We start from the raw sequence: 20,541 nt of genomic DNA on the forward strand, positions 1-20,541 counted from the left end.
CTCAGCCATCCGGCATAAGGCTGTCATTATGCCTTGGATTGGCGCTTGGGTCTTATCGCTTGCGTACATCTGACATGGTTTTTATGTGGCGATCACACTTCCCTTGCTTCATGTATTTCTTCAGTACGATTAAAAAGTCGCTGGCGCTAGAATATCAGCGATTTTAAGAGGCAGCTGACTGCCCATGTATCCGATTGCATCAGAAAGAAAGTTCATCATCATTAAGGATTGAGAATGCCCGACATTAAGACCCTCGGCGAGTATATTGTTGAGAAACAGCACGCCTTCCCGCACGCCAGCGGTGATTTATCTTCTCTTCTCGCCTCCATCCGTCTGGCCGCCAAAATTGTTAACCGTGAAGTCAACAAAGCCGGTCTGGTCGATATTGCCGGCGCGATTGGCACAGAAAACGCACAAGGCGAAGAGCAGCAAAAGCTCGATGTCTACGCCAACGAAAAGTTTAAAGCCGCCATGGAAGCCCGCGACCACGTCTGTGGCGTTGCCAGCGAAGAGGAAGATGAAGCGGTTATTTTCAACAAGCAGCTCAACCGTAACGCCAAATACGTCGTCCTCATCGATCCACTGGATGGCTCCTCTAACATTGATGTTAATGTGTCTGTTGGCACCATTTTCTCTATCTACCACCGCGTATCGCCGGTGGGTACTCCCCCCACCGAGGAAGACTTCTTACAGCCCGGCCACCGCCAAGTGGCTGCCGGTTACGTCATTTACGGCTCATCGACCATGTTGGTTTACACCACGGGCGATGGCGTGCACGGGTTTACCTATGACCCGTCGCTTGGGCTATTCTGCTTGTCGCATGAGAACATGACCATTCCTCAAGACGGTAACATCTACTCGATTAACGAAGGGAACTACATCAAATTCCCACAAGGCGTCAAAAAATATATCAAGTACTGTCAAGAAAACGTCCCTAATGAGAAGCGTCCCTACACCTCACGCTATATTGGCTCTTTGGTCGCGGACTTTCACCGCAACCTGCTAAAAGGCGGTATTTACTTATACCCCAGCACACTTGCCTATCCCAACGGCAAGCTACGCTTGCTTTACGAGTGCAACCCCATGGCGTTTATTATTGAGCAAGCGGGTGGTAAAGCGACCGATGGTACCCAGCGCATACTGGATATCGATCCGAAAGAATTGCACCAACGCGTGCCTTTCTTTGTCGGCTCCAGCAATATGGTGGACAAAGTGGGTGAATACCTCGAACGCTACCCTGATCACGACGATAACTAAGTGCGGTGAGACGGTGAGATTTCACCGCAATTTATGATTAAGAGGCGACCACAGCGGTCGCCTCTGTTATTTTCACGCTCGGTGGTTATAATTGGCACACACTTTTTTGATAAACAAAAGGACATCCCATGAGCCTGAACCAGGTCCCAGCGGGCAAAGATCTGCCTGAAGATATTTATGTGGTGATTGAAATTCCTGCCAACGCCGATCCAATTAAGTACGAAGTCGACAAAGACAGCGGCGCCGTATTCGTTGATCGCTTCATGGCAACGCCTATGTTCTACCCATGTAACTATGGCTATGTAAACCACACCTTGTCTTTGGACGGCGACCCAGTTGACGTGCTGGTACCAACCCCATTCCCATTGGTACCCGGCTCAGTGATCCGCTGCCGCCCTGTTGGTGTGCTCAAAATGACCGACGAGTCTGGTGAAGATGCCAAAGTGATCGCGGTACCGCACAGCAAGCTGACCAAAGAGTACGATCACGTGAAAGACGTGAACGACCTGCCTGAGCTGCTAAAAGCACAAATCACGCACTTCTTCGAGCGCTATAAAGAGCTAGAAGCTGGCAAATGGGTGAAGGTAGACGGTTGGGAAGATGCCCAAGCGGCAAAAGACGAAATCCTGTCTTCATTTGAGCGCGCGCAAAAATAATAGCGCCATCGCCATGAAGCTAGAAGCCCGCGTCAACACGCGGGCTTTTTTCTATTTAATCTCAAACTGATAGAGTAGATCCACCGCCTGATCGACTCCCGACACCGCTTCTAGATAAAGATCTTTCATCAATCGATAGCGCACCGTGAACACCCCTATCGCATCAAAGATCCCCACCCCATACTTCACTTCCAAGTCAGGCAGAATATATCCCGAGACCTCGACTTTTTGCTCATCGCCGGCGCCAGAGGTATCAAGAGTGAGATCCTCGACTCCAAACGCCTGACCAATTTCGCCTACCAGTTTGCCACTTTGCGCCAAGCCCAAACCAATCAGCATAGAGGTCATATTGGCATCACCGGCGCCAGCATCAAGTGCTCGGCCGCGTAACAGGTATGACAAGGCATTGGCCTGCGAACCGGCCGGATCCATAAATACAGTCGCCACCGGCTCATCGGCAGGTCCTGTAAGTCGGATCCCCGCGATGACATCGCCCTCAGTGCGCTCGGGATTGCGAATCGCTTCGACTTGCAAATACGGCTGATCAGCAGGGCCATTAAATAAGATTTCCCCTTTACGGATAATCAAATCTTGTCCAAATGATCGATAGGTTCCTTCCAACAAGCTCACGTTACCGACAATCAAGGCGCCTTTACGGTTGTTCTTAATGTTAAGCTCTCCTGCCAAGCGCGACTTCAAACCAAACGCCGCCAGCCGAACTTCATCACCAAGCACTAAGCGTACATCCGTGACCAAATTAAAAGGAACCGCATCTTTTTGTTCCGCGTCTTCAGGCTCATAGTTTTGATTGAGGATCACCGTATCATCCGACACAGTGACGGCCGACTCCGGCAAGTGCTCCACCTCAATCCGTCCCCATGGCACCTCAATATTCCCCCGAATCGCCACTTGTTCTGGGGTTGCTGAAACCGTTAAGTCAGGCGCAACATCAAGACGGACCATCGGCGGCACATTCACTCGCAACGTATCGCCCGCGACATTCAGATTAAACAACCAACCTCTCACGGTCGGCCACCGACCCTCACCTTTGAGGCGTAAGGTGCCATCGGGAGTAATCAGCTGGCCGGTTAACTGTCCCTGCTGACCATCAAGGTTGACCGTCACCTGCCCGTCATTAACATCAACCGGCGATGATAACCCTTTCACACGTAATGCGCTGATATCCAGCTCGCCAAAGACTTTCGGCAATGTAATCGGACCTTGAACGCGTAAGTTAGCATTCACTTCGCCATTAACATCGGCCTGTTTGTCACCGCCGAGTAACGGCTCCAGCTTGGCAAGTTGCACCGCATTCATGTGCACATTCCCATCAATCGTACGTGTCGACGCTAACAGATCATTCAAGGTAAAGGCTGAAGCCAGTGTGCCACCCTCAGATAAGGTGAGTGCCAACGCACCTTGCAGTGCATCTTGATGCCAACGCGCATTGAAGTTGGCATGCTGCCAGCCAATCACCAGTGGCGTGTCGGCCTGCTGGCGCAGATTGCCATCCGCGATATCAATCGAGGCTTGTACATCCGGCGAGGCGTCAGGCTGCCAACGTGCATGAACCACGGCATTGGCACGTGTATCAAGCAGCCATTCCGGCGGTAAGAAGGCAGCGATTTGCTTCGCTTCAAAGCCTTCAATCTTGGCGGCCACCTCCCCTTGCTCGCCGATTGTCGCCGGTTGCGATAAGCACAAAGACGTTGCTTGCCACTGCCAACAATGTTCGCCAACCTCGGTTTGCATATCAGTGAAACTAAACGCAATGGGTACCGCACTTTGCTGCACAATGTCGCCAAGTTCTTCCACGTTCACCGATGTATCAAGTAGTTTACCTTTCCAGCCAGTGTCTCGGGCCAATGCACCTTCAACACGTAACGCGCCAGACGCCGGCGCCCCTTGCCAGCGCAAATCCAGCTGGTGTGCCGCTTCATCACCGCGCACGGTTAAATCAAGGTTGTCTAAGCGCGCGGTTTGATAGCGCCCGCCTAATACCGACACCGTCAGCTCGCCGCCTAAGCGATCTTTTACGGCCAGATCACCGTCTACCGTTAGCTGATTAATGCGCACATCTTGCCAACGCAATTGCTTAGCATGAAGCGCCAACTTTGCGGTTGGCTGTGCAAACGGCCCGCTCAATCGTGCATCGCCACGGATCACACCAGTGAGCATGGGCAAGGATTGCGACAAATCGGCAATATCGACCGACAGTCCCATTTGCCACTCATCACGCACTTGCCCTTGTGCCGTGACGTGATTGGGACCATGCGACAGCGTCAGTCCCGGCGTCGACACGCTCGGCTGGCCATCGCCATCACGATCATGCGCGTTAAGTGCGCCCGCGACCGCTAGAGGCAGTTTTTGTAACTCCCCATGCACCACCAACGTAGGCACCGACACATCCCAGCCGCCTTGGGCGGTTAAGCGACCACGATGGCTGATTGCACCGGTTAAATCCCCCGTGACCTCTGGCCATTGCTGCTGAGGTTGGATGTTGGCAAACCCTAACTCAGCTTGCCAAAAAGGCTCGCTGGACCAATCCACGCTGGCACGACCGGCCACCTTACCTCCAAGCGTATTAGCTTCAAGCTGCGAGAGGGTCAGCGCCGTTAGACTGCCTTGGCCGGTTAAATTCAGCTGGGTGGTCGGAATCTCAGGGCCCTCGACGCCGGTTTGTAAACCGAGCTGATAGTCGGACAAATCCCCATCGGCGTGAAATTGTAGCTCGCGTAATGCCGCGATCGCTTCCCCCGTCAGCGGCCAAGCCAAGGCTTTGCTCTGCAACTGCACCGCAAAAGGTAAGTTTGCCGCCAGCAGGTTTGCCTCTCCTTCCAGCGTCGCCGTCACCGGTCCGTGCGCATTCGCGTTTAGCTCAAGCGCGGCTAGGCTTCCAGAGGCCGACAGTGATAAAGCTTGGCCTTGAAGCGGGGAAAGATTACTGGTCAACTGGGCTTGTAAGGTAAGTGGGTACTTACCTTTAAGTGTAATATCACCTGCAAGGCTTGCCGTGCCTTGGGGGGCGGTCACCGAGAAACTATCAATAGTCACCGCGCTGCCTCGAACGCTACCCGCCAAAGATAACGCTGAGAGGGTTTGTACTGTGCCCGCTTCAATCCGCGTATCTTGCAGGCGAAGCTGCTCCACCTCGATAGCCAGCGGCAGCGCCACCGTGGGTAACTCCAGGCCTGGGTAATGCCATGGCGTGCTTGCCACCGCGCTATCCGGTTTACCGACCGCTTGGTCGGTATTGTCTTGGGGCTCACTCGGCAGGATCACCACTAGCTGCTGCCAATCGGTCGGCGATAAAGTTAAGGTGTCGCCAACAAAATGCACGCCACCTTGCAATTGATGCCAACTCACCGACTGTCCAGCGACCTGAATCGCCACATCCTTAAAGGCAAAGGCATTGATGTGAATAGGCAGCGGCGCTTGGATAGCCGACGTGGATACGTCTTGCGAGGATGTATCCTCCTCACTCACGGGCAAATCAATATCGAGCGTGACCCCCTCGGCGGCCAATTGATCAATACAAAGCGCAGGCGTCAGTAAGCACTTACCTTGGATGACAAGCCTTAGCTGTTCGGCATTCAGTCGTAGCTGCTCATCATCATAGCGCACCCCTTGCAGCACGAAGCCGGTGAGTAGACTGCCGTCGGCCTCATCGACTGATAACGCAGGTAGCGCTTTCTGCGCACCCCAAATCCCGACCTGCAAGCCCACTGGTGTAAAAAGTGCGGCCGCTACCAGCCCCACCAAAGAAAAAATACTGATTAACGCAATAAACGTTAGCCTGACTAACCAACGACTCATAACTCAGGCCCTAGCGTAAGGTGTATACGAAAATCATCATCGTCATTATCAAAACCACGCGCGACATCAAGACGAATCGGACCTACCGGCGATGACCAGCGAATACCGGTACCAGCCGCACGCTTCCACGATAAATTGTGGGTCCACGCGTCACCACCATCAGCAAATAACGCCCACCACCAGTTGCCACCTAGACGATATTGGTACTCCAACGTACCGGTTAACATGTAGCGGGCGCCACTGAGCTGACCGCTGTCATCGACAGGGGAAACGGTTTCAAAAGCATAACCGCGAATACTGTTATCGCCCCCGGCGAAAAAGCGTAACGATGGCGGCGCTTCACTGAACTCTTCAGAAATCAGGGCACCACCATCAACGCGTAATAAGCCGCGATGGTTTTTATTGAGGCTACGAATCCACGCACTCCGCCCTTGCAAGCGCACCAAACTAATATCGGACAGCCAAATCGGATCGGCCGCTTCCAATGTAATAGATTGTTTGTCTCCCCAATGCGGCATTAATCCACCGCGAGCGCGGGTGCGGGTAAAATTGATCCCTGGCAGCACCACGCTGACGCTATCTTCATCTAGCCCTTGGGTGTAGTCTTCATAAAGCCAGCGTAACGAAACACTGCGTTGCCAGCCGGTATCATACAGCCAATGCCTGGAAATCGAGGTCGATACCTCAAGGCTGGAGGTATCGCGTTGTTCGGTATTTTGTAACCCTAACTGCACTTGATAATACTCGCGAGAAACATCCTCCAAGGGAACCTTGTAGGTAGAGGTCAACGTCTGCTCGGGCTCAGAAATCGCCAATGATGTGGTGATACTGTGACCGCGTGAGTTATACCAAGGCTTGCGCCAATTAAACTTGAGCCGCGGGCCAATGTCGGTGGAATACCCGACCCCAGTTTCAAATTTGTTGCGTGCTTCGGGGGTCAGTGTCACCTTGATCGGCACTTCAGTGTCTTCGGCTTCTTCCATGTCTGCTTGGACTAACGCACTGGAAAACCACCCGGTGTTGGCAAGCGCTTGGTTAAACTCACCCAATGCCGACACGCGATACGGCTCGCCCGGGGAAAAATCACGTAAAGTGTCGAGACGCTGCAACTGAATTTGCGCACCTTGGTAGCGAATCGCGCCAAAGTGGTAACGCTTACCACTGGCAAAGTGCAGACGAATAAACGCTTGTTGGCGGGTGGGAGAGACTTCGAGACGTGTCTGCGTAAAACGACCGTCAAAGTATCCCTTTTTCACCGCCAAGCTTTGGATTTGGCTTTTCAGGGACTCATAGTCTCCGTGGTTAAGAATCGCGCCCGGCTGCGGCCCGTCAGCCTTGAGAGCATGAAAATCGTCATCCATGCCCGCTTCACCGCTAAACACCACATCCACTTGTGCCAAACGAACGGGTTTGCCCGGATCAACCTTGACTTCCAGCGTAGCGTCTCCGTCCATTTGCATAGTGATCTTAGGCTGATAAAACCCCACCGCTTGCAGTGCTTTACGCACATCCTGCTCAACACGGGCAATAAACCGGTAGGAGCCGTCCCGCTCTTCTGGAGCAATCGCGGCTAAATAGGTCTCGACATTGTCTTGTGCAATACCATCGAGCCCTTCAATATCAATGTCGACTTCCGCATGGGCGATGCTAGATATCACGCTGATAGCGATCGCGAATAGGGGGAATAGCCGTATATTCATGCAGTGAGATCCAATACCCGGGTGTCGCCCGGCTAAATTGATGATATCTTGCCATATTACGTGTTGAGCGGGGCAGGATGCCAGCATCATGTTGATGACAAGATGCGGAATCCATGCCTGTATGCCAACCCACTGACGCGCACAGCAGTCCGCTTTGCGCTTTTACACCACAGCAGTCAAAGGATGCCTATGTCGATGCAATCTTCCTTTACCCAACCCGAGAATGCGATAGCCGATCGCACCGACCCGATTGTTCCAGCCGAACCGCACGCGGTCTTTAATCAGCCTATCACGGCCACCCCCGCGGCCGGTCAAAAACAGGTTATTTTTGGCATGGGCTGTTTTTGGGGTGCCGAACGCAAATGGTGGCAACAGCCGGGTGTCGTGATGACCTCGGTCGGATACAGTGGCGGCGTCACCCAACACCCGCGTTATCAAGACGTCTGCACGGGACAAACCGGCCATGCCGAAGTGGTCAATGTGATTTTCGACCCGTCCGTGGTGAGTTTAGACACCCTACTGGCGGTGTTCTGGGAAAACCACGATCCGACCCAAGGCATGCGTCAAGGCAATGACATTGGCCCGCAATATCGTTCCGCGATTTACTATTGTGATCCGGCGGACCAAGCTAGCGTCGAGGCAAGTCTGGCGACCTATCAAGCGGCATTGAGAGAGGCCGGCAAGCCCGATGCGGTCACCACTGAGATCGCACCGGCTGGCGCTTACTACTTTGCTGAAACTGACCACCAGCAGTATCTACACAAAAACCCGCAAGGCTACTGCGGCTTAGGTGGCACAGGTGTGTGTTTCCCACCACAATAAGCCTTTGGCAATTAACCACTGCTAAATGGCTAGGCGTAAAAAAACACGTCCGTTTGGACGTGTTTTTCAGTGTGGCGATGTTTATGCGGTAATGGCCATGGCTTTAATTTCTTTATTCACCTCAGTCATCACCGACAGTGCACGTTTATCACTATGCCCGGGCGGCAGTAAACGTCCACCATCAAACTCAAACGCGCCTACACCTTCAATATAGAGTCGGCCCTTAAAAAATCGTTTCACATACCGCGCAATCTGGGTTGGCCGATATTGACGAAAGATTCTGAGCATAAGGATCCCTTTCTTGTTCTCAAAGTCTGTCTAAGCAGACCGAAACGGCAATTCATTTCTTTCACAGTCACGATGACCGTATGATATTGCCACCTTGGAGCGCCGCATATTATCTGGCAATCTCCGCGTATAAAGCTAAGCAAGCAAAGTGCCACCTCAATAAGATGGCAATCACAGCATTAGAGCCTGCTAGCGAACAGAAGTTCCCGATTTAGATAAATACGTTTTGCAGCGTAAGTTCGATCGACGCAGAAAAGTCCGATCTTGCGCACGGATTAACCTTTGCCACTTGGCACAACTCACCGTCTGGCGTAACCATAGATAACTTGGCACCTGATGCCAAATAATGACCACAGACATGGATGATAAAGAATGAAAAAGACCACCCTACTTGCTCTCACCTTTGCGCTATTCACAGGCACCAGTTGGGCGCATACGATCCAAAATGGTGCACCTTTACCTTCAGCCAAAGTCGCCGAGCACGGCGAGCTGACCTTGAATGGCGACGATATTGTTTATCAAGCTTGGCAAACCGAACAACTGCCGGGCAAAGTACGCGTGATCCAAGCCATCGCCGGACGCAGCAGCGCCAAAGAAATGAATGCCCCCTTGATGGAAGCCATCACAGCCGCAGACTTTGACGACTCTCGCTACCAAACCACCACCATCATTAATCAAGATGATGCGATTTGGGGCACCGGCGGTTTTGTTAAATCGTCGGCAGAAGACAGTAAGCGGGATTTTAGTTGGTCCTCAATTGTGCTCGACGAAAACGGCAGTGTCGCACAGGCGTGGCGCTTAAAAGAAGAAAGCTCGCTGATCGCGGTACTCGACGACCAAGGCACGGTGCGTTTTGTCAAAGAGGGCAAATTAAGTCCCGACGAGGTGAACCAAGTGATTAGCTTAGTGACTCAACTGGTCAATCAATAGTGCCATGCGCGGGCAAAGCCCGCGTTTTTCAACACTTGGCGTCGATGGTGATAATTGTTATGTTATTACATTACTCTTAAAGGTGTGGATGCCTGCATGACTCGGCCATTGATCGTCCATCTGCTGTTGATCGTCGTACTCAGCCAATCTGGGCTGTGGGCGCATCATCACCTCGATACCTTCACGCCCTCACATCACAGCGAACATTGCAGCCTCTGTCATTTGGCGCCTCCCGCACTGATCGCGTATGCGGCCTCACCACCGGCCCCCACTTATGTGGTCAACGAGATTGTTGCGCTCTCAAAGCCAGCTCAGGCTTACCACATCGCCATTGCCTTTTCGGCACGCGACCCACCTAGTTGAATAAATACCGCAATGATTTAACCCATTTATTCACTAGGAGAACCCAATGAAAACGCGTTTTTTACCCAATGTTATCGCCATGGCTATCGCAACCGCGTCCACAGCCACATTTGCTGACGAAGCCAACTATCAGTCGTTCGATGCCCATGTGCACGGTGAAGTCACCGCAAGCCTTGCCCAAGACGGTGAGCGTGTGCTGATTGAACTGACCGCCCCCGGCCATGATGTGGTTGGTTTTGAGCACCACCCTAAAAACGCCAAGGATCAGCAAACGCTCGAAGATGCTTATACACTGCTGCGCGATGGCGGGAAACGCTTCCAGCTTGCTGAAGCGGCGAATTGCCAGCTGGTCGACGTCAAGGTAACGAGCAGCTTTGAAGACCATGACCACAAGCATGAGCATGAGCATGAGCATGAGCACAATAGCATTCACGGTGAAGATGGCGAAGATGGTCACGCAGGCCATGACGGTCGCGATGGCCGAGACGGCAAAGATGCTCATCATGAGGATCATGGTGACCACCATGATCACAGCCATCATGCGCATGAAGGCCATCATGATCACGACAAGCATGATGAGCACCATGACGATCATCATGGGCATGATCACGGTAACCACAACACCTTATCAGCGAACTACCAATTCGTTTGCCAAAACCCGCAAGCCTTCACCGAATTGCAAACTGATTGGTTTAGCCTATTCCCCAACACAGAAACCATGAAGATTCAGGCCTTTACTGATGACAAGGTCTGGGTTGAAACCTTGAATCGTGCCAAGTCGCACATCCAGTGGTAGTGAACAAGGAGGCGGGGCGCATCTAGCGCCCCTGTCAGGCATGATAACCATCGAACAACTACGTTTTACTTGGCCAGCTCAGCCGCAACCGATCTTAGATATCGAGAGCTTTGCGGTCGGTGAGGGCGAGCATGTATTTTTAAAAGGCCCCAGTGGCAGCGGGAAATCCACCCTGCTGAGCCTGATTGCAGGCATTCATACCCCACAATCGGGAACACTGACGGTCAATCATCAAGCGCTAACCGCACTGAATGATCGCCAACGGGATCAGTTCCGTGCTAACCATATTGGTTATATTTTTCAGCAGTTTAATCTGCTGCCCTATTTATCTGTGATTGATAATGTCACCGTCCCGCTGCGCTTTTCTCACACGCGGCGTCAGGCACTCAGCCAACCAGCACACCAAGAGGCGGCCAATTTACTCGATAAGCTTGGTCTTCCCGCGCACTGTTACCATCAGCCAGTCACTGCGCTAAGTATCGGCCAGCAACAGCGGGTCGCAGCGGCACGGGCATTAATTGGTGCGCCAGCATTAATTATCGCTGACGAGCCCACTTCTGCGCTTGATGCGGACACCCGCAATACCTTTATTCAATTGCTTCAAGACCGATGCCGAGAGGCCAATAGCAGCTTATTGTTTGTCAGCCATGACAGCCAATTAGCGCCCTTGTTTGACCGCGATGTCTCGCTTCTCGCGCTTAATCGCGCCATACATCGCGAGGAGGCCAACCAATGATTTCACTGTTAGGATTGGCAGGACAAAGCCTCAAGAATCGCCGCGCCACCGCCCTGCTTTCTTTGCTGACTGTCACCATCGCCGTAGTGCTCTTGCTCGGGGTGGAGAAGGTGCGCACCCAAGCTAAAGCCAGCTTTGCCAACACCATCTCCAACAACGATTTAATTGTCGGCGCCCGCTCCGGTCCCATTAACTTACTGCTCTATTCCGTGTTTCGTATTGGTAACGCCACCAACAATATCGGCTGGGACAGTTACCAGCGCCTTCGTGAGCATCCGGATGTGAGTTGGACCATCCCCATTTCACTGGGGGACTCTCACCGCGGCTTTCGCGTGGTCGGCACCACCAATGATTACTTCGACCATTATCAATATGGTCAAAAACAACCACTGGCCTTTCGCCAAGGCGGCCCATTTTCCGGCTTATTTGATACCGTGATCGGCGCCCAAGTGGCAAGAGAGCTGGGATACAAGATGGGCGATAGTCTGGTCATTGCCCATGGACTGGCCGACAAAGGCTTTAATCAGCATGACAACTTGCCCTTTACGGTCACTGGGATCTTGGCGCCCACTGGCACCCCCGTCGACCGTAGCGTACATGTGTCGCTTGAAGCCATCGAAGCGATTCATGTCGGCTGGGAAAGTGGCGCACGACTCGGCCAAGGCCTCACCCAAGCGCAAGCGCAACAACGCGAGCTACAACCAGAACAACTGACCGCGGTGATGGTGGGACTAAACAGCAAAATCAAAACCTTTGCCGTCCAGCGCTGGGTTAATACTTATCCACGCGAACCATTAACCGCCATTATGCCCGGTATTGCCTTGCACGAGCTGTGGGGCATGATGCGAGTTGGCGAACAAGCCCTGTTGGTGATCTCTGGCTTTGTGGCCGTCGCCGGGCTGTTGGGTATGCTCTCAAGCCTGCTCACTAGCTTGAACGAGCGTCGACGCGAAATGGCAATCTTACGTGCGATGGGCGCGCGTCCTTTACATATTATTTTGCTATTGGTCAGTGAGGCGGTCGCGATCACCGTCGCAGGGATCGTCTTTGGTGTGCTCCTGCTTTATGGTGGACTCGCTCTAGCACAGCCCTATATTCTCAGTGAATTTGGCTTATTCTTACCGCTCGACTGGCCGTCCTCTTATGAGCTTTCATTGATGGCTGGAGTGTTAGTCGCTGGCTTTATCGTGGGATTAATTCCGGCTTGGCGCGCCTACCGACAGGCGCTCGCCGATGGCATGACAATTAAGGTATAACAGATGAAAAAACGAATAATGCTCGGGCTTATCGCCTTACTGAGCGGTGTTTTGAGCTCGCCTACGTGGGCGAGCAATGAGCCACTCACGCTGGATTGGATTGATTTGGTGCCTGAGCACGAACGTGCTCAATTCGATAGTCGGGGCATGCCAGAAATTACTCACGATGGTGAAAACCCACAAAGCTTGGTTGGCTCAGTTCGCCCTGAGCTCAACAACAGCCAAGTCAAAATTCCCGGCTTTGTGATCCCTCTAGAAGGCGACGACAAAGTGGTAACGGAATTCCTACTGGTGCCCTTTCTTGGCGCCTGTATTCATGTTCCACCCCCGCCCCCCAATCAAATAATTTATGTAAAGTTTGCTGGCGGTGCGCCGATTCAACAGTTATGGGATGTGGTTTATGTCGAAGGCACGCTAAAAACCGAACATGTCAGCCATGACTTAGCAGAAGTGGGTTATGTGCTACAAGGTACACAATTAACTGACTACGACGACGGATAAATCCCTATCAATCAGTGAGCCCGATCGGCGCACACGATATTGTCAGGCAATATAATGAGACAAGATCGCCAGTGCGCCTATGTACACGGCAATCAACAGCAGATTGATGGGGTTGAGTTTTTGCTTACGCACACGCATCCCTACACTTGATTGTTAACGCTCATAATGTTAACAAATTTAATCTTTAATTAACATATTTGCCAGCATTAAATTTTGCTGACAATCAGTGTGAGACGCGCATGGCAGAGCAAGACAAACCTGTGGTCATCGATGCCCATCCCGATAAACGGCAGCATCAGGAACATAGTTATAAAGAAGACGCTGACCTACGTGGCAGTAAAGGGCGGCTAAAAGCGATTGCCAGTGAGTATCACGTCGATGCGCGTCTGCAAGAGGTCGAGCAGGAAGATCTCGCCCATCGCAGTGCCAATCGCCAACGTCATGTGATGCAAAAGCAGCAGGCCAATCTCGAAGCCATCATTGCTCTGACCTACGACCAGTGTCACAGCGAAACCGCCCATACCCCCGATCCTGACTGGTTAGTTCGCTTTTTCGATTTGGCCCGCAATATTCACGGCCATGCGATGCAGCAGCTGTGGGCGAAAATTCTCAAACAAGAAATGCAACGACCCGGCAGTACCTCGATTAAAGCCCTGACCATTCTCGAAACCATGACGCAACGTGAAGCGCAAGCACTGCAACGCGCTTGTGCATTGTCCAGCACCTTTGGGCAAGACAGCACCAAAAAGCTGGTGACCGGTTTTCGCCGCCGCCAAGGCTTGGTGCAACTGCTGCGCCCAGAGCCGCCCCATAAGCTCTCGCTGGGTCACTATCAACTGTCTTACACCGACTTAATGCTGTTGATGGACTTGGGGCTAATCCTGCGCACTGAGCTCGAATCCGGCGTGATTGAAATGCAACCGGCCATGCCGTTTAAACTGCAAGACACCCAATACATGCTTACTCCGCTCCACAAAGGGATGCGTCTTTATTACTACCGCTTTAGCCCCACCGGCCATGAGCTAGCAAAACTGGTCGGTAAACGCGTGCATCCCGATTATCACCACGCCATTTGTGAGTTGCTCGCAGAAGGCTTTGAGATGCACAGCGATTTGGGTGATACAGTCAATACCCACGCTTAATCCGACGAGCGCAACACTCGGCGCTCACGCAGTACGCGAAGACAGGTCGCCACATGCTCGGCGACGCTGTGATCACCGGTCAAATGGACCGCCGGCGTTTGCGGTGGCTCATAGTCTGACGATATGCCAGTAAAAGCAGGGATCTCGCCGGCACGCGCCTTTTTGTAAAGCCCTTTGGGGTCGCGCTGCTCACACACTGCCAGCGGCGTATCAACAAAGACTTCGATAAATTGCCCCTCTGGCAAACGCTCGCGCACCATCTCTCTCTCCGCGCGAAACGGTGAGATAAAGGCACTCAAGACAATCAGGCCAGCATCGGTCATCAACTTGGCCACTTCACCAATCCGGCGAATATTCTCGCGCCTGTCTTGATCGGAAAATCCCAGATCGCGACATAAGCCATGACGAATATTATCGCCATCCAGCAAATAGGTATGGTGCCCTTCGGCCACCAAGGCCGCCTCTAGCGCGCCCGCGATGGTCGATTTGCCCGAGCCAGACAAGCCGGTAAACCAAAGCACCACGGGTTGCTGCTGTTTTTGTTCGCTGCGCTGGGCTTGATCAACATGATGCTGATGCCAAACCACATTGGGATCGGTTGGCGCAGATACAGTGTCAGTCATGAAAGTCTCCGCAATTTCGTTGGCCACGCCATGATTAAGAGGCCACCGGCGTTAAAGGAAAAACAATCGGTAACAGGGTGAGCACCACCGCGGAATACACCACAGATAACGGTAATCCCAGACGCAAATAATCACGCAGCTGGTAATTGCCCACGCTGTATACCAATAAATTGGTTTGATACCCATAAGGGGAAATAAAACTGGCACTGGCGCCAAACAGCACCGCCATCACAAAAGGCATAGGCTCAACCCCATACCCTAGCGCGAAGCTATAGCCCAGCGGGAAAGCCAGCGCCGCCGCGGCATTATTGGTGATAAGCTCGGTTAGCAACAAAGTCAGCAAGTACACGGCCACCAGCGCGCCTATCGCGCCCCCTGCGCTAAAGGTCGCCATAAACCAATCACTAAAGCGTGCTGAAAGCCCTGACGCCAACATCAGTTGTGCCAATGTCAGCGCCGCGCCGACAATCACCACCACTTCAACCGGAAATCGGCGTTGTAAATCGTGCAAGGAGATAATGCCGCTGACCAGCAACACCACCAAATAAGCGGCTAAGCCATTAAGCAGCGGAATCGGGGTCAGCAAGGCCGCGCCAATCACCGCGACAAATCCCGCCAGTACCGCAACGCTTTTCCGCTCGGAAAGACGAGTACTGGCTTCCAAACCATTAAAGAGCACGAATTCACGCCGCAACGCTTGGCTGTCTTGGCGAAAGGTTTTGCCCGGCACCAACACCAACGTATCGCCGGCATGTAAAGGAATATTGCCCAGTCCCCCGTCGAGTTTTTCATGGCCGCGGCGAATGGCGACCACCACGGCATCAAAAGTCTCTCGAAATCGGGCAGCTTTGAGGGTTTTGCCACAAATACTGGCGCTGTGGCTCACCACCACCTCAATCAAATTTTGCCCATCAATGTGATGCTGGCCGAACAAGGTCAGGCCCGGGATCTCTTGTAAGGTCGCGACACTTTCCACATCGCCAGCAAACTGCAACTTGTCACCGGCCAATAACGGCGTATCCGGACACACAGGCGCAATGACGCCGTCTTGACGATGAATTTCGGCCAAGTACAAACGGCGTAGTGCCCGCAAGCCATTGTCTGCCACACTGCGACCGCATAAGGGTGAGTCGGCGGCTAACCGTGCTTCAAGCACATACGGCAAGCTCTCTTCTTGTTCACCATCATGGCGTGGCAACCGATAGCTAAACGGAATTAATACCAATAGCCCTGCCACCAATGCAGCTGCACCAATGACCGTTGGGGTGAAAAAGCCCAAACTGGGTAAACCCGCCCGCTCAACAAAGCTGTTCACAATGAGATTGGTGGACGTGCCAATCAGCGTTAGGGTGCCGCCGAGAATGGCGCTATATGACAATGGGATCAAAAGCTGCGAGGGTGAGTGACGTCGGTTGCGCTTGATCGCGCCAATCATCGACACCACCACGGCGGTGTTATTGACCAGCGCCGATAGCAGCGCGCTCGATATGCCTAATTTGGCAATCACGGTGGGGAGTGTGCCGTGCGACGCCTGCTGCGCAACCCAGCTGGTTAAATGGGTTTTCTCTAACGCACAAGAAACCAAAATCAGCAATACCAAGGTCAGCAGTGATGGCGCGGTAAAGTTCGCCGTCAGCGCTTCAACCGAGGTGAGCCCGGTTTGGAACGCCACAAACGCCGCCCCCGCAAACAAGAGTACAGGCTTTATGCGGGTGAGCACCAAGCCGGCGACAATCGCCACCAGCAAGGTGAGTACCGTGGTTTCCTGCCAACTCATCGTTTATCCCAGTTGACGCAGATCCCGCGCTTGCCAATGCGGAAAGTGCTTGCGGATCAGCTGGTTTAACTCAAGCTCAAACGCTGAGAACGACGAGGTGGTTTGTGGCTGAGCCTCAGTCACATGACGGATCATGCCCGCGCCAACCGTCACATTGGTGAGACGATCAATCAGGATAAAGCCACCGGTATTCGGGCTATCGTGATAGGTATCCAGCGGCACCGCTTCGCTCAGGGTCAAGGTGCAACGACCAATGCCATTGAGCGGCAAGGTGTCTGCGTCATGGGTGTTAAGCGTATTCACATCCACCCCATAGGACAGTGACTCAACCTGCGCCGAGGTTTTCTTGCTGGCCAACTTAATGTCGTATTCGCGCCCCGGTGCCAGCGGGGTTTGTGTCATCCACACCACGTCGGCGTCAAATCGTTGCCCCACCGCCACGTCATCATCCGCTCGTACCAAGAGATCGCCACGCGAGATATCAATTTCTCTATCTAAAGTGAGAGTGACCGCTTGACCGCTAAAGGCAAATTCACGATCACCGTCAAAGGTGACGATGCGCGCGACCTTCGCGGTAAGCCCAGAAGGGAGTACCTTAACTTCATCGCCCACATGTAACTCGCCACTGGCAAGGGTGCCCGCGTAACCGCGAAAGTTCAGATCCGGTCGATTGACATACTGCACCGGAAAACGGAACGCGCCCGTCCCGCGCGATTTTTCAATGTCGATGGCTTCTAGCTGGCTGAGTAGCGGCTCGCCTTGATACCACGCCATCGCGTCACTGGCATTGACCACGTTGTCGCCTTCCAGTGCCGACAAGGGCACCATAGACACTGACAAGCCGGGGTTGAGCTGATCGGCAAACGCCAGATACTGCTCTTGGATTTCATCAAACCGAGCTTGGCTATATTCCACCAAGTCCATTTTGTTCACCGCTACCACAAAATGCTGAATACCCAGCAAGTTAGCGATGTATGAATGGCGACGAGTCTGATCCAAGATGCCGTGGCGCGCGTCGATTAAGATCACCGCCACATCACAGGTCGACGCACCGGTGGCCATATTCCGGGTGTACTGCTCATGGCCGGGGGTATCGGCGATGATAAACTTGCGCTTGGAGGTGGAGAAATAGCGATACGCCACATCAATGGTGATCCCCTGCTCGCGCTCGGCTTGTAGGCCGTCTACCAATAGCGCCAGATCCGGTTTCTCGCCCGTGGTGCCAACACGCTGGCTATCGGCATGAACAGCAGCCAGCTGATCTTCATAAATCTGCTGTGAGTCGTGCAGCAAGCGGCCAATCAAAGTCGACTTACCATCATCGACAGAGCCACAGGTCAAAAAGCGCAATAAACTTTTGTGTTGGTGCTGTTGCAGATAACCCTCAATACCCAGATCGGCCACCTGTTGTTGAATTGCTGGATTCATGACTGCTCCTTAGAAATAACCCTGACGCTTTTTGCGCTCCATGGATCCGGACTGATCGTGGTCGATCGCCCGCCCTTGGCGTTCACTTGAGGTAGCGACCAACATCTCTTCGATAATCTCGGGCAAGGTGGTCGCGGTAGATTCAATCGCCCCGGTGAGCGGGTAACAGCCTAGGGTGCGAAAACGCACCGATTTATGGGTCACGGTTTCGTTGGGCCCAATCGGCATCCGCGCATCATCCACCATGTACAAGGTGCCATCACGCTCTACCACTGGGCGCTCGGCCGCTAAATAAAGCGGAACAATGTCGATATTTTCCAGATAGATGTATTGCCAGATATCGAGCTCAGTCCAGTTAGAGAGCGGAAAGACGCGAATACTCTCGCCCGGGTTCACTTGACCGTTATAGTTGCGCCACAGCTCTGGCCGTTGGTTTTTGGGATCCCAGCGATGGTTCTTATCACGGAACGAATAGACACGCTCTTTGGCGCGGGATTTTTCTTCATCCCGACGCGCGCCGCCAAACGCCGCATCAAACTTGTGCTGATCCAGCGCCTGCTTCAGCGCTTGGGTTTTCATGATATCGGTGTGCTTGTCGGAGCCGTGATCAAAAGGATTGATCCCCTGAGCCATCCCTTCTGGGTTTTTGTGCACAATCAGATCTAGCCCGAGCTCTTTAGCGGTGCGATCGCGAAAGGCAATCATGTCGCGAAACTTCCAGTCGGTATCGACATGCAGCAGCGGAAACGGGATCTTTCCAGGGTAAAAAGCTTTGCGCGCCAAATGCAGCATCACTGACGAGTCTTTGCCAATCGAATACAGCATCACGGGGTTATCAAACTCCGCCGCGACTTCCCGCAGTATATGAATGCTCTCGGCTTCTAACTGCTGGAGGTGAGTGAGTGTTTTTGCATCCATCCTAACTATCCTTTAAGCGAAGTTAACCACAGCGGTGGGGGATTGCGTGGGGTCGGCATCGCTTACCGCGCGCCCCTCGCCAAACCATGTCAGCTGACCGGCGAGTGCCGCCACTTCGCCCACCACGATCAGCGCGGGCGACGCAGCTTGTTCCGCCAGCGACGGTAAATTGTTGAGTTGACCGGTAAAGACTTTCTGCTCCGGACGCGTGCCGTTTTCAATCACCGCCACAGGGGTGTCCGGCGATCGGCCGTGAACAATCAGTTGGCTTTGAATATGGGCAGATTTCATCAAGCCCATATAAATCACCAAGGTCTGACGCGGGCGTGCTAACGTCGCCCACTCCAAGGTGTCTTGTTCTTTTTTCAAATGACCGGTAATAAACAGTGCGGTCTGGGCATGATCACGATGGGTGAGCGGAATACCGGCATAGGCCGTCGCCCCCGCCGCCGCAGTGATCCCGGGCACCACTTGAAACGAGACACCGGCATTGGCAAGGGTTTGTAATTCCTCACCACCACGGCCAAACATAAAAGGATCGCCCCCTTTTAAGCGCACCACCCGTTTTCCGGCTTGAGCATGCTCGACCAACAGACGATTAATGTCGTCTTGGCTCACACTGTGGTAGCTCGCCCGTTTGCCCACACAAATCAGCTCCGCATCTCGGCGGCACAGCTCCATAATCGGTTCAGCCACCAAGTAGTCGTAAAGCACTACATCGGCTTGCTGCATCAACTGCAACGCGCGCAAGGTCAATAACCCAGGATCCCCCGGCCCGGCACCAATCAACGCCACTTCGCCTTGGGTGGTGATTTGTCCACTAAGCTGTTCCAGCGCTTGCTCGGCTTGCTGGTGTTTGCCTGCCGCGACTAAATCGGCAAACCGCCCACTAAAAGCGGCCTCCCAGAATTTGCGCCGGCCCGTTAAGGTCGGAATACGCGTTTTCAGTTTGTCGCGAAACGCACCCGCCATTGCCGCCATTTTGCCGATATGTTGCGGCACTAGGGTTTCAATTTTTTCTCGTAACATCCGCGCCAATACCGGCGCTTTGCCGCCCGATGAGATGGCAATAATGATGGGAGAGCGATCAACCAAAGAAGGGACAATAAAGCTGCATTTAGGGGTATCATCAACGACATTGACTAAGATATTACGGCTATCAGCGGCAGTGGAGACCAGCTCATTGACGAGGGCGTTGTCAGTCGCCGCAATCGCCAGCATCTTTCCGTCCAGATGATCGGGACGAAACGCCTCACGCAATACCGTCAGCTTTCCTTGCGCTTTCGCCTCCGCAATTTCACGGTCGACGTCAGGGGCAACCACAGTGACGGCCGCACCTACCTTGAGCAACATGCGCGTTTTGCGCCATGCGACTTCGCCGCCACCTACCACGAGGCAAGGACGATGTTTAAGCTGAGCAAAGAGGGGGAGATAATCCATGATCGCGCATTCCCTTGATGACAATGCAGCCACTATATCGCCCAGCAACTATTACCTGAAATTCTATAAATTCATTTTTTATTCTCTTTTGT

The 20,541-nt window shown here is 53.1% G+C and carries 18 protein-coding genes; 10 read left to right on the forward strand and 8 right to left on the reverse strand.

Annotated features, from left to right (window positions below):
• Positions 1–234: 234 nt before the first annotated feature.
• Positions 235–1,257, forward strand: coding sequence for a class 1 fructose-bisphosphatase (gene fbp, locus BZG84_RS08020; protein ID WP_077481066.1), 1,023 nt, complete (start codon positions 235–237; stop codon positions 1,255–1,257).
• A gap of 128 nt (positions 1,258–1,385) precedes the next feature.
• Positions 1,386–1,913, forward strand: coding sequence for an inorganic diphosphatase (gene ppa, locus BZG84_RS08025; RefSeq protein WP_069589628.1), 528 nt, complete (start codon positions 1,386–1,388; stop codon positions 1,911–1,913).
• 51 nt (positions 1,914–1,964) lie between these two features.
• Here ppa and tamB read toward each other — a convergent pair whose 3' ends face one another.
• Complete coding sequence (tamB, locus tag BZG84_RS08030; protein WP_077481068.1) at positions 1,965–5,729, reverse strand: autotransporter assembly complex protein TamB; 3,765 nt, start codon at positions 5,727–5,729, stop codon at positions 1,965–1,967.
• Complete coding sequence (gene tamA / locus BZG84_RS08035) at positions 5,726–7,429, reverse strand: autotransporter assembly complex protein TamA (RefSeq protein WP_077481070.1); 1,704 nt, start codon at positions 7,427–7,429, stop codon at positions 5,726–5,728. Before tamA ends, tamB begins: the two co-directional genes overlap by 4 nt.
• A gap of 183 nt (positions 7,430–7,612) precedes the next feature.
• On the opposite strand from tamA, the gene msrA reads away from it, so the two are divergent.
• On the forward strand, positions 7,613–8,251 hold the full coding sequence (gene msrA, locus BZG84_RS08040; RefSeq protein WP_077481072.1) for a peptide-methionine (S)-S-oxide reductase MsrA: 639 nt from the start codon (positions 7,613–7,615) through the stop codon (positions 8,249–8,251).
• Positions 8,252–8,332: 81 nt separating this feature from the next.
• Here the strand turns inward: msrA and BZG84_RS08045 are convergent, their stop codons facing one another.
• Positions 8,333–8,539: a DUF1107 domain-containing protein gene (locus BZG84_RS08045; RefSeq protein ID WP_025673598.1), complete on the reverse strand. Its 207-nt coding sequence runs from the start codon at positions 8,537–8,539 to the stop codon at positions 8,333–8,335.
• A 372-nt stretch (positions 8,540–8,911) separates the two neighbouring features.
• Here BZG84_RS08045 and BZG84_RS08050 point away from each other — a divergent pair, with 372 nt between their 5' ends.
• The 7 genes from BZG84_RS08050 (at position 8,912) to BZG84_RS08080 (ending at position 14,263) form a co-directional block, all read left to right on the forward strand.
• Positions 8,912–9,469, forward strand: coding sequence for a YtfJ family protein (locus BZG84_RS08050; RefSeq protein WP_069589638.1), 558 nt, complete (start codon positions 8,912–8,914; stop codon positions 9,467–9,469).
• Positions 9,470–9,565: 96 nt separating this feature from the next.
• Positions 9,566–9,832, forward strand: coding sequence for a DUF2607 family protein (locus tag BZG84_RS08055; protein ID WP_077480317.1), 267 nt, complete (start codon positions 9,566–9,568; stop codon positions 9,830–9,832).
• Positions 9,833–9,878: 46 nt separating this feature from the next.
• The gene (locus BZG84_RS08060) at positions 9,879–10,628 is read left to right on the forward strand and encodes a ZrgA family zinc uptake protein (RefSeq protein WP_077480316.1); all 750 of its coding nucleotides are present in this window, start codon (positions 9,879–9,881) and stop codon (positions 10,626–10,628) included.
• 40 nt (positions 10,629–10,668) lie between these two features.
• Positions 10,669–11,364, forward strand: a complete 696-nt coding sequence (locus BZG84_RS08065; protein ID WP_077480315.1) for an ABC transporter ATP-binding protein — start codon at positions 10,669–10,671, stop codon at positions 11,362–11,364.
• Positions 11,361–12,620, forward strand: a complete 1,260-nt coding sequence (locus BZG84_RS08070) for an ABC transporter permease (protein ID WP_077480314.1) — start codon at positions 11,361–11,363, stop codon at positions 12,618–12,620. The genes BZG84_RS08065 and BZG84_RS08070 overlap by 4 nt, the downstream gene beginning before the upstream one ends.
• A gap of 3 nt (positions 12,621–12,623) precedes the next feature.
• Entirely contained in the window at positions 12,624–13,121 is a 498-nt protein-coding gene (locus BZG84_RS08075) for a DUF3299 domain-containing protein (protein ID WP_077480313.1), read from the forward strand.
• A gap of 239 nt (positions 13,122–13,360) precedes the next feature.
• A complete protein-coding gene (locus BZG84_RS08080; RefSeq protein ID WP_077480312.1) occupies positions 13,361–14,263 on the forward strand; it encodes a TIGR03899 family protein in 903 nt (300 codons plus the stop codon).
• Here BZG84_RS08080 and cysC read toward each other — a convergent pair.
• From cysC to cysG, 5 genes are read right to left on the reverse strand one after another with little or no spacing between them, the layout of a single operon-like run.
• Positions 14,260–14,886 (reverse strand): adenylyl-sulfate kinase, encoded by a 627-nt coding sequence (cysC, locus tag BZG84_RS08085; RefSeq protein ID WP_077480311.1) that lies wholly within the window; start codon positions 14,884–14,886, stop codon positions 14,260–14,262. The genes BZG84_RS08080 and cysC overlap by 4 nt on opposite strands.
• A 34-nt stretch (positions 14,887–14,920) precedes the next feature.
• A complete protein-coding gene (locus BZG84_RS08090; protein WP_077678129.1) occupies positions 14,921–16,663 on the reverse strand; it encodes an SLC13 family permease in 1,743 nt (580 codons plus the stop codon).
• A gap of 3 nt (positions 16,664–16,666) precedes the next feature.
• Positions 16,667–18,091 (reverse strand): sulfate adenylyltransferase subunit CysN, encoded by a 1,425-nt coding sequence (gene cysN / locus BZG84_RS08095; RefSeq protein ID WP_077480309.1) that lies wholly within the window; start codon positions 18,089–18,091, stop codon positions 16,667–16,669.
• 9 nt (positions 18,092–18,100) lie between these two features.
• Positions 18,101–19,009, reverse strand: a complete 909-nt coding sequence (cysD, locus tag BZG84_RS08100; RefSeq protein WP_077662812.1) for a sulfate adenylyltransferase subunit CysD — start codon at positions 19,007–19,009, stop codon at positions 18,101–18,103.
• Between the two features lie 12 nt (positions 19,010–19,021).
• Positions 19,022–20,449, reverse strand: coding sequence for a siroheme synthase CysG (gene cysG, locus BZG84_RS08105; protein ID WP_077480307.1), 1,428 nt, complete (start codon positions 20,447–20,449; stop codon positions 19,022–19,024).
• Positions 20,450–20,541 lie beyond the last annotated feature (92 nt).

Source organism: Salinivibrio sp. PR932 (assembly GCF_001996125.1).
In the GTDB taxonomy this organism is placed as follows: Bacteria; Pseudomonadota; Gammaproteobacteria; order Enterobacterales; family Vibrionaceae; genus Salinivibrio; species Salinivibrio proteolyticus.

Excerpts from the sequence above, each read along its gene's own strand:
- fbp (WP_077481066.1), top strand. The coding sequence starts at position 235 with ATGCCCGACATTAAGACCCTCGGCGAGTATATTGTTGAGAAACAGCAC.
- ppa (WP_069589628.1), top strand. The coding sequence starts at position 1,386 with ATGAGCCTGAACCAGGTCCCAGCGGGCAAAGATCTGCCTGAAGATATT.
- tamB (WP_077481068.1), bottom strand. The coding sequence starts at position 5,729 with ATGAGTCGTTGGTTAGTCAGGCTAACGTTTATTGCGTTAATCAGTATT.
- tamA (WP_077481070.1), bottom strand. The coding sequence starts at position 7,429 with ATGAATATACGGCTATTCCCCCTATTCGCGATCGCTATCAGCGTGATA.
- msrA (WP_077481072.1), top strand. The coding sequence starts at position 7,613 with ATGCCTATGTCGATGCAATCTTCCTTTACCCAACCCGAGAATGCGATA.
- BZG84_RS08045 (WP_025673598.1), bottom strand. The coding sequence starts at position 8,539 with ATGCTCAGAATCTTTCGTCAATATCGGCCAACCCAGATTGCGCGGTAT.
- BZG84_RS08050 (WP_069589638.1), top strand. The coding sequence starts at position 8,912 with ATGAAAAAGACCACCCTACTTGCTCTCACCTTTGCGCTATTCACAGGC.
- BZG84_RS08055 (WP_077480317.1), top strand. The coding sequence starts at position 9,566 with ATGACTCGGCCATTGATCGTCCATCTGCTGTTGATCGTCGTACTCAGC.
- BZG84_RS08060 (WP_077480316.1), top strand. The coding sequence starts at position 9,879 with ATGAAAACGCGTTTTTTACCCAATGTTATCGCCATGGCTATCGCAACC.
- BZG84_RS08065 (WP_077480315.1), top strand. The coding sequence starts at position 10,669 with ATGATAACCATCGAACAACTACGTTTTACTTGGCCAGCTCAGCCGCAA.
- BZG84_RS08070 (WP_077480314.1), top strand. The coding sequence starts at position 11,361 with ATGATTTCACTGTTAGGATTGGCAGGACAAAGCCTCAAGAATCGCCGC.
- BZG84_RS08075 (WP_077480313.1), top strand. The coding sequence starts at position 12,624 with ATGAAAAAACGAATAATGCTCGGGCTTATCGCCTTACTGAGCGGTGTT.
- BZG84_RS08080 (WP_077480312.1), top strand. The coding sequence starts at position 13,361 with ATGGCAGAGCAAGACAAACCTGTGGTCATCGATGCCCATCCCGATAAA.
- cysC (WP_077480311.1), bottom strand. The coding sequence starts at position 14,886 with ATGACTGACACTGTATCTGCGCCAACCGATCCCAATGTGGTTTGGCAT.
- BZG84_RS08090 (WP_077678129.1), bottom strand. The coding sequence starts at position 16,663 with ATGAGTTGGCAGGAAACCACGGTACTCACCTTGCTGGTGGCGATTGTC.
- cysN (WP_077480309.1), bottom strand. The coding sequence starts at position 18,091 with ATGAATCCAGCAATTCAACAACAGGTGGCCGATCTGGGTATTGAGGGT.
- cysD (WP_077662812.1), bottom strand. The coding sequence starts at position 19,009 with ATGGATGCAAAAACACTCACTCACCTCCAGCAGTTAGAAGCCGAGAGC.
- cysG (WP_077480307.1), bottom strand. The coding sequence starts at position 20,449 with ATGGATTATCTCCCCCTCTTTGCTCAGCTTAAACATCGTCCTTGCCTC.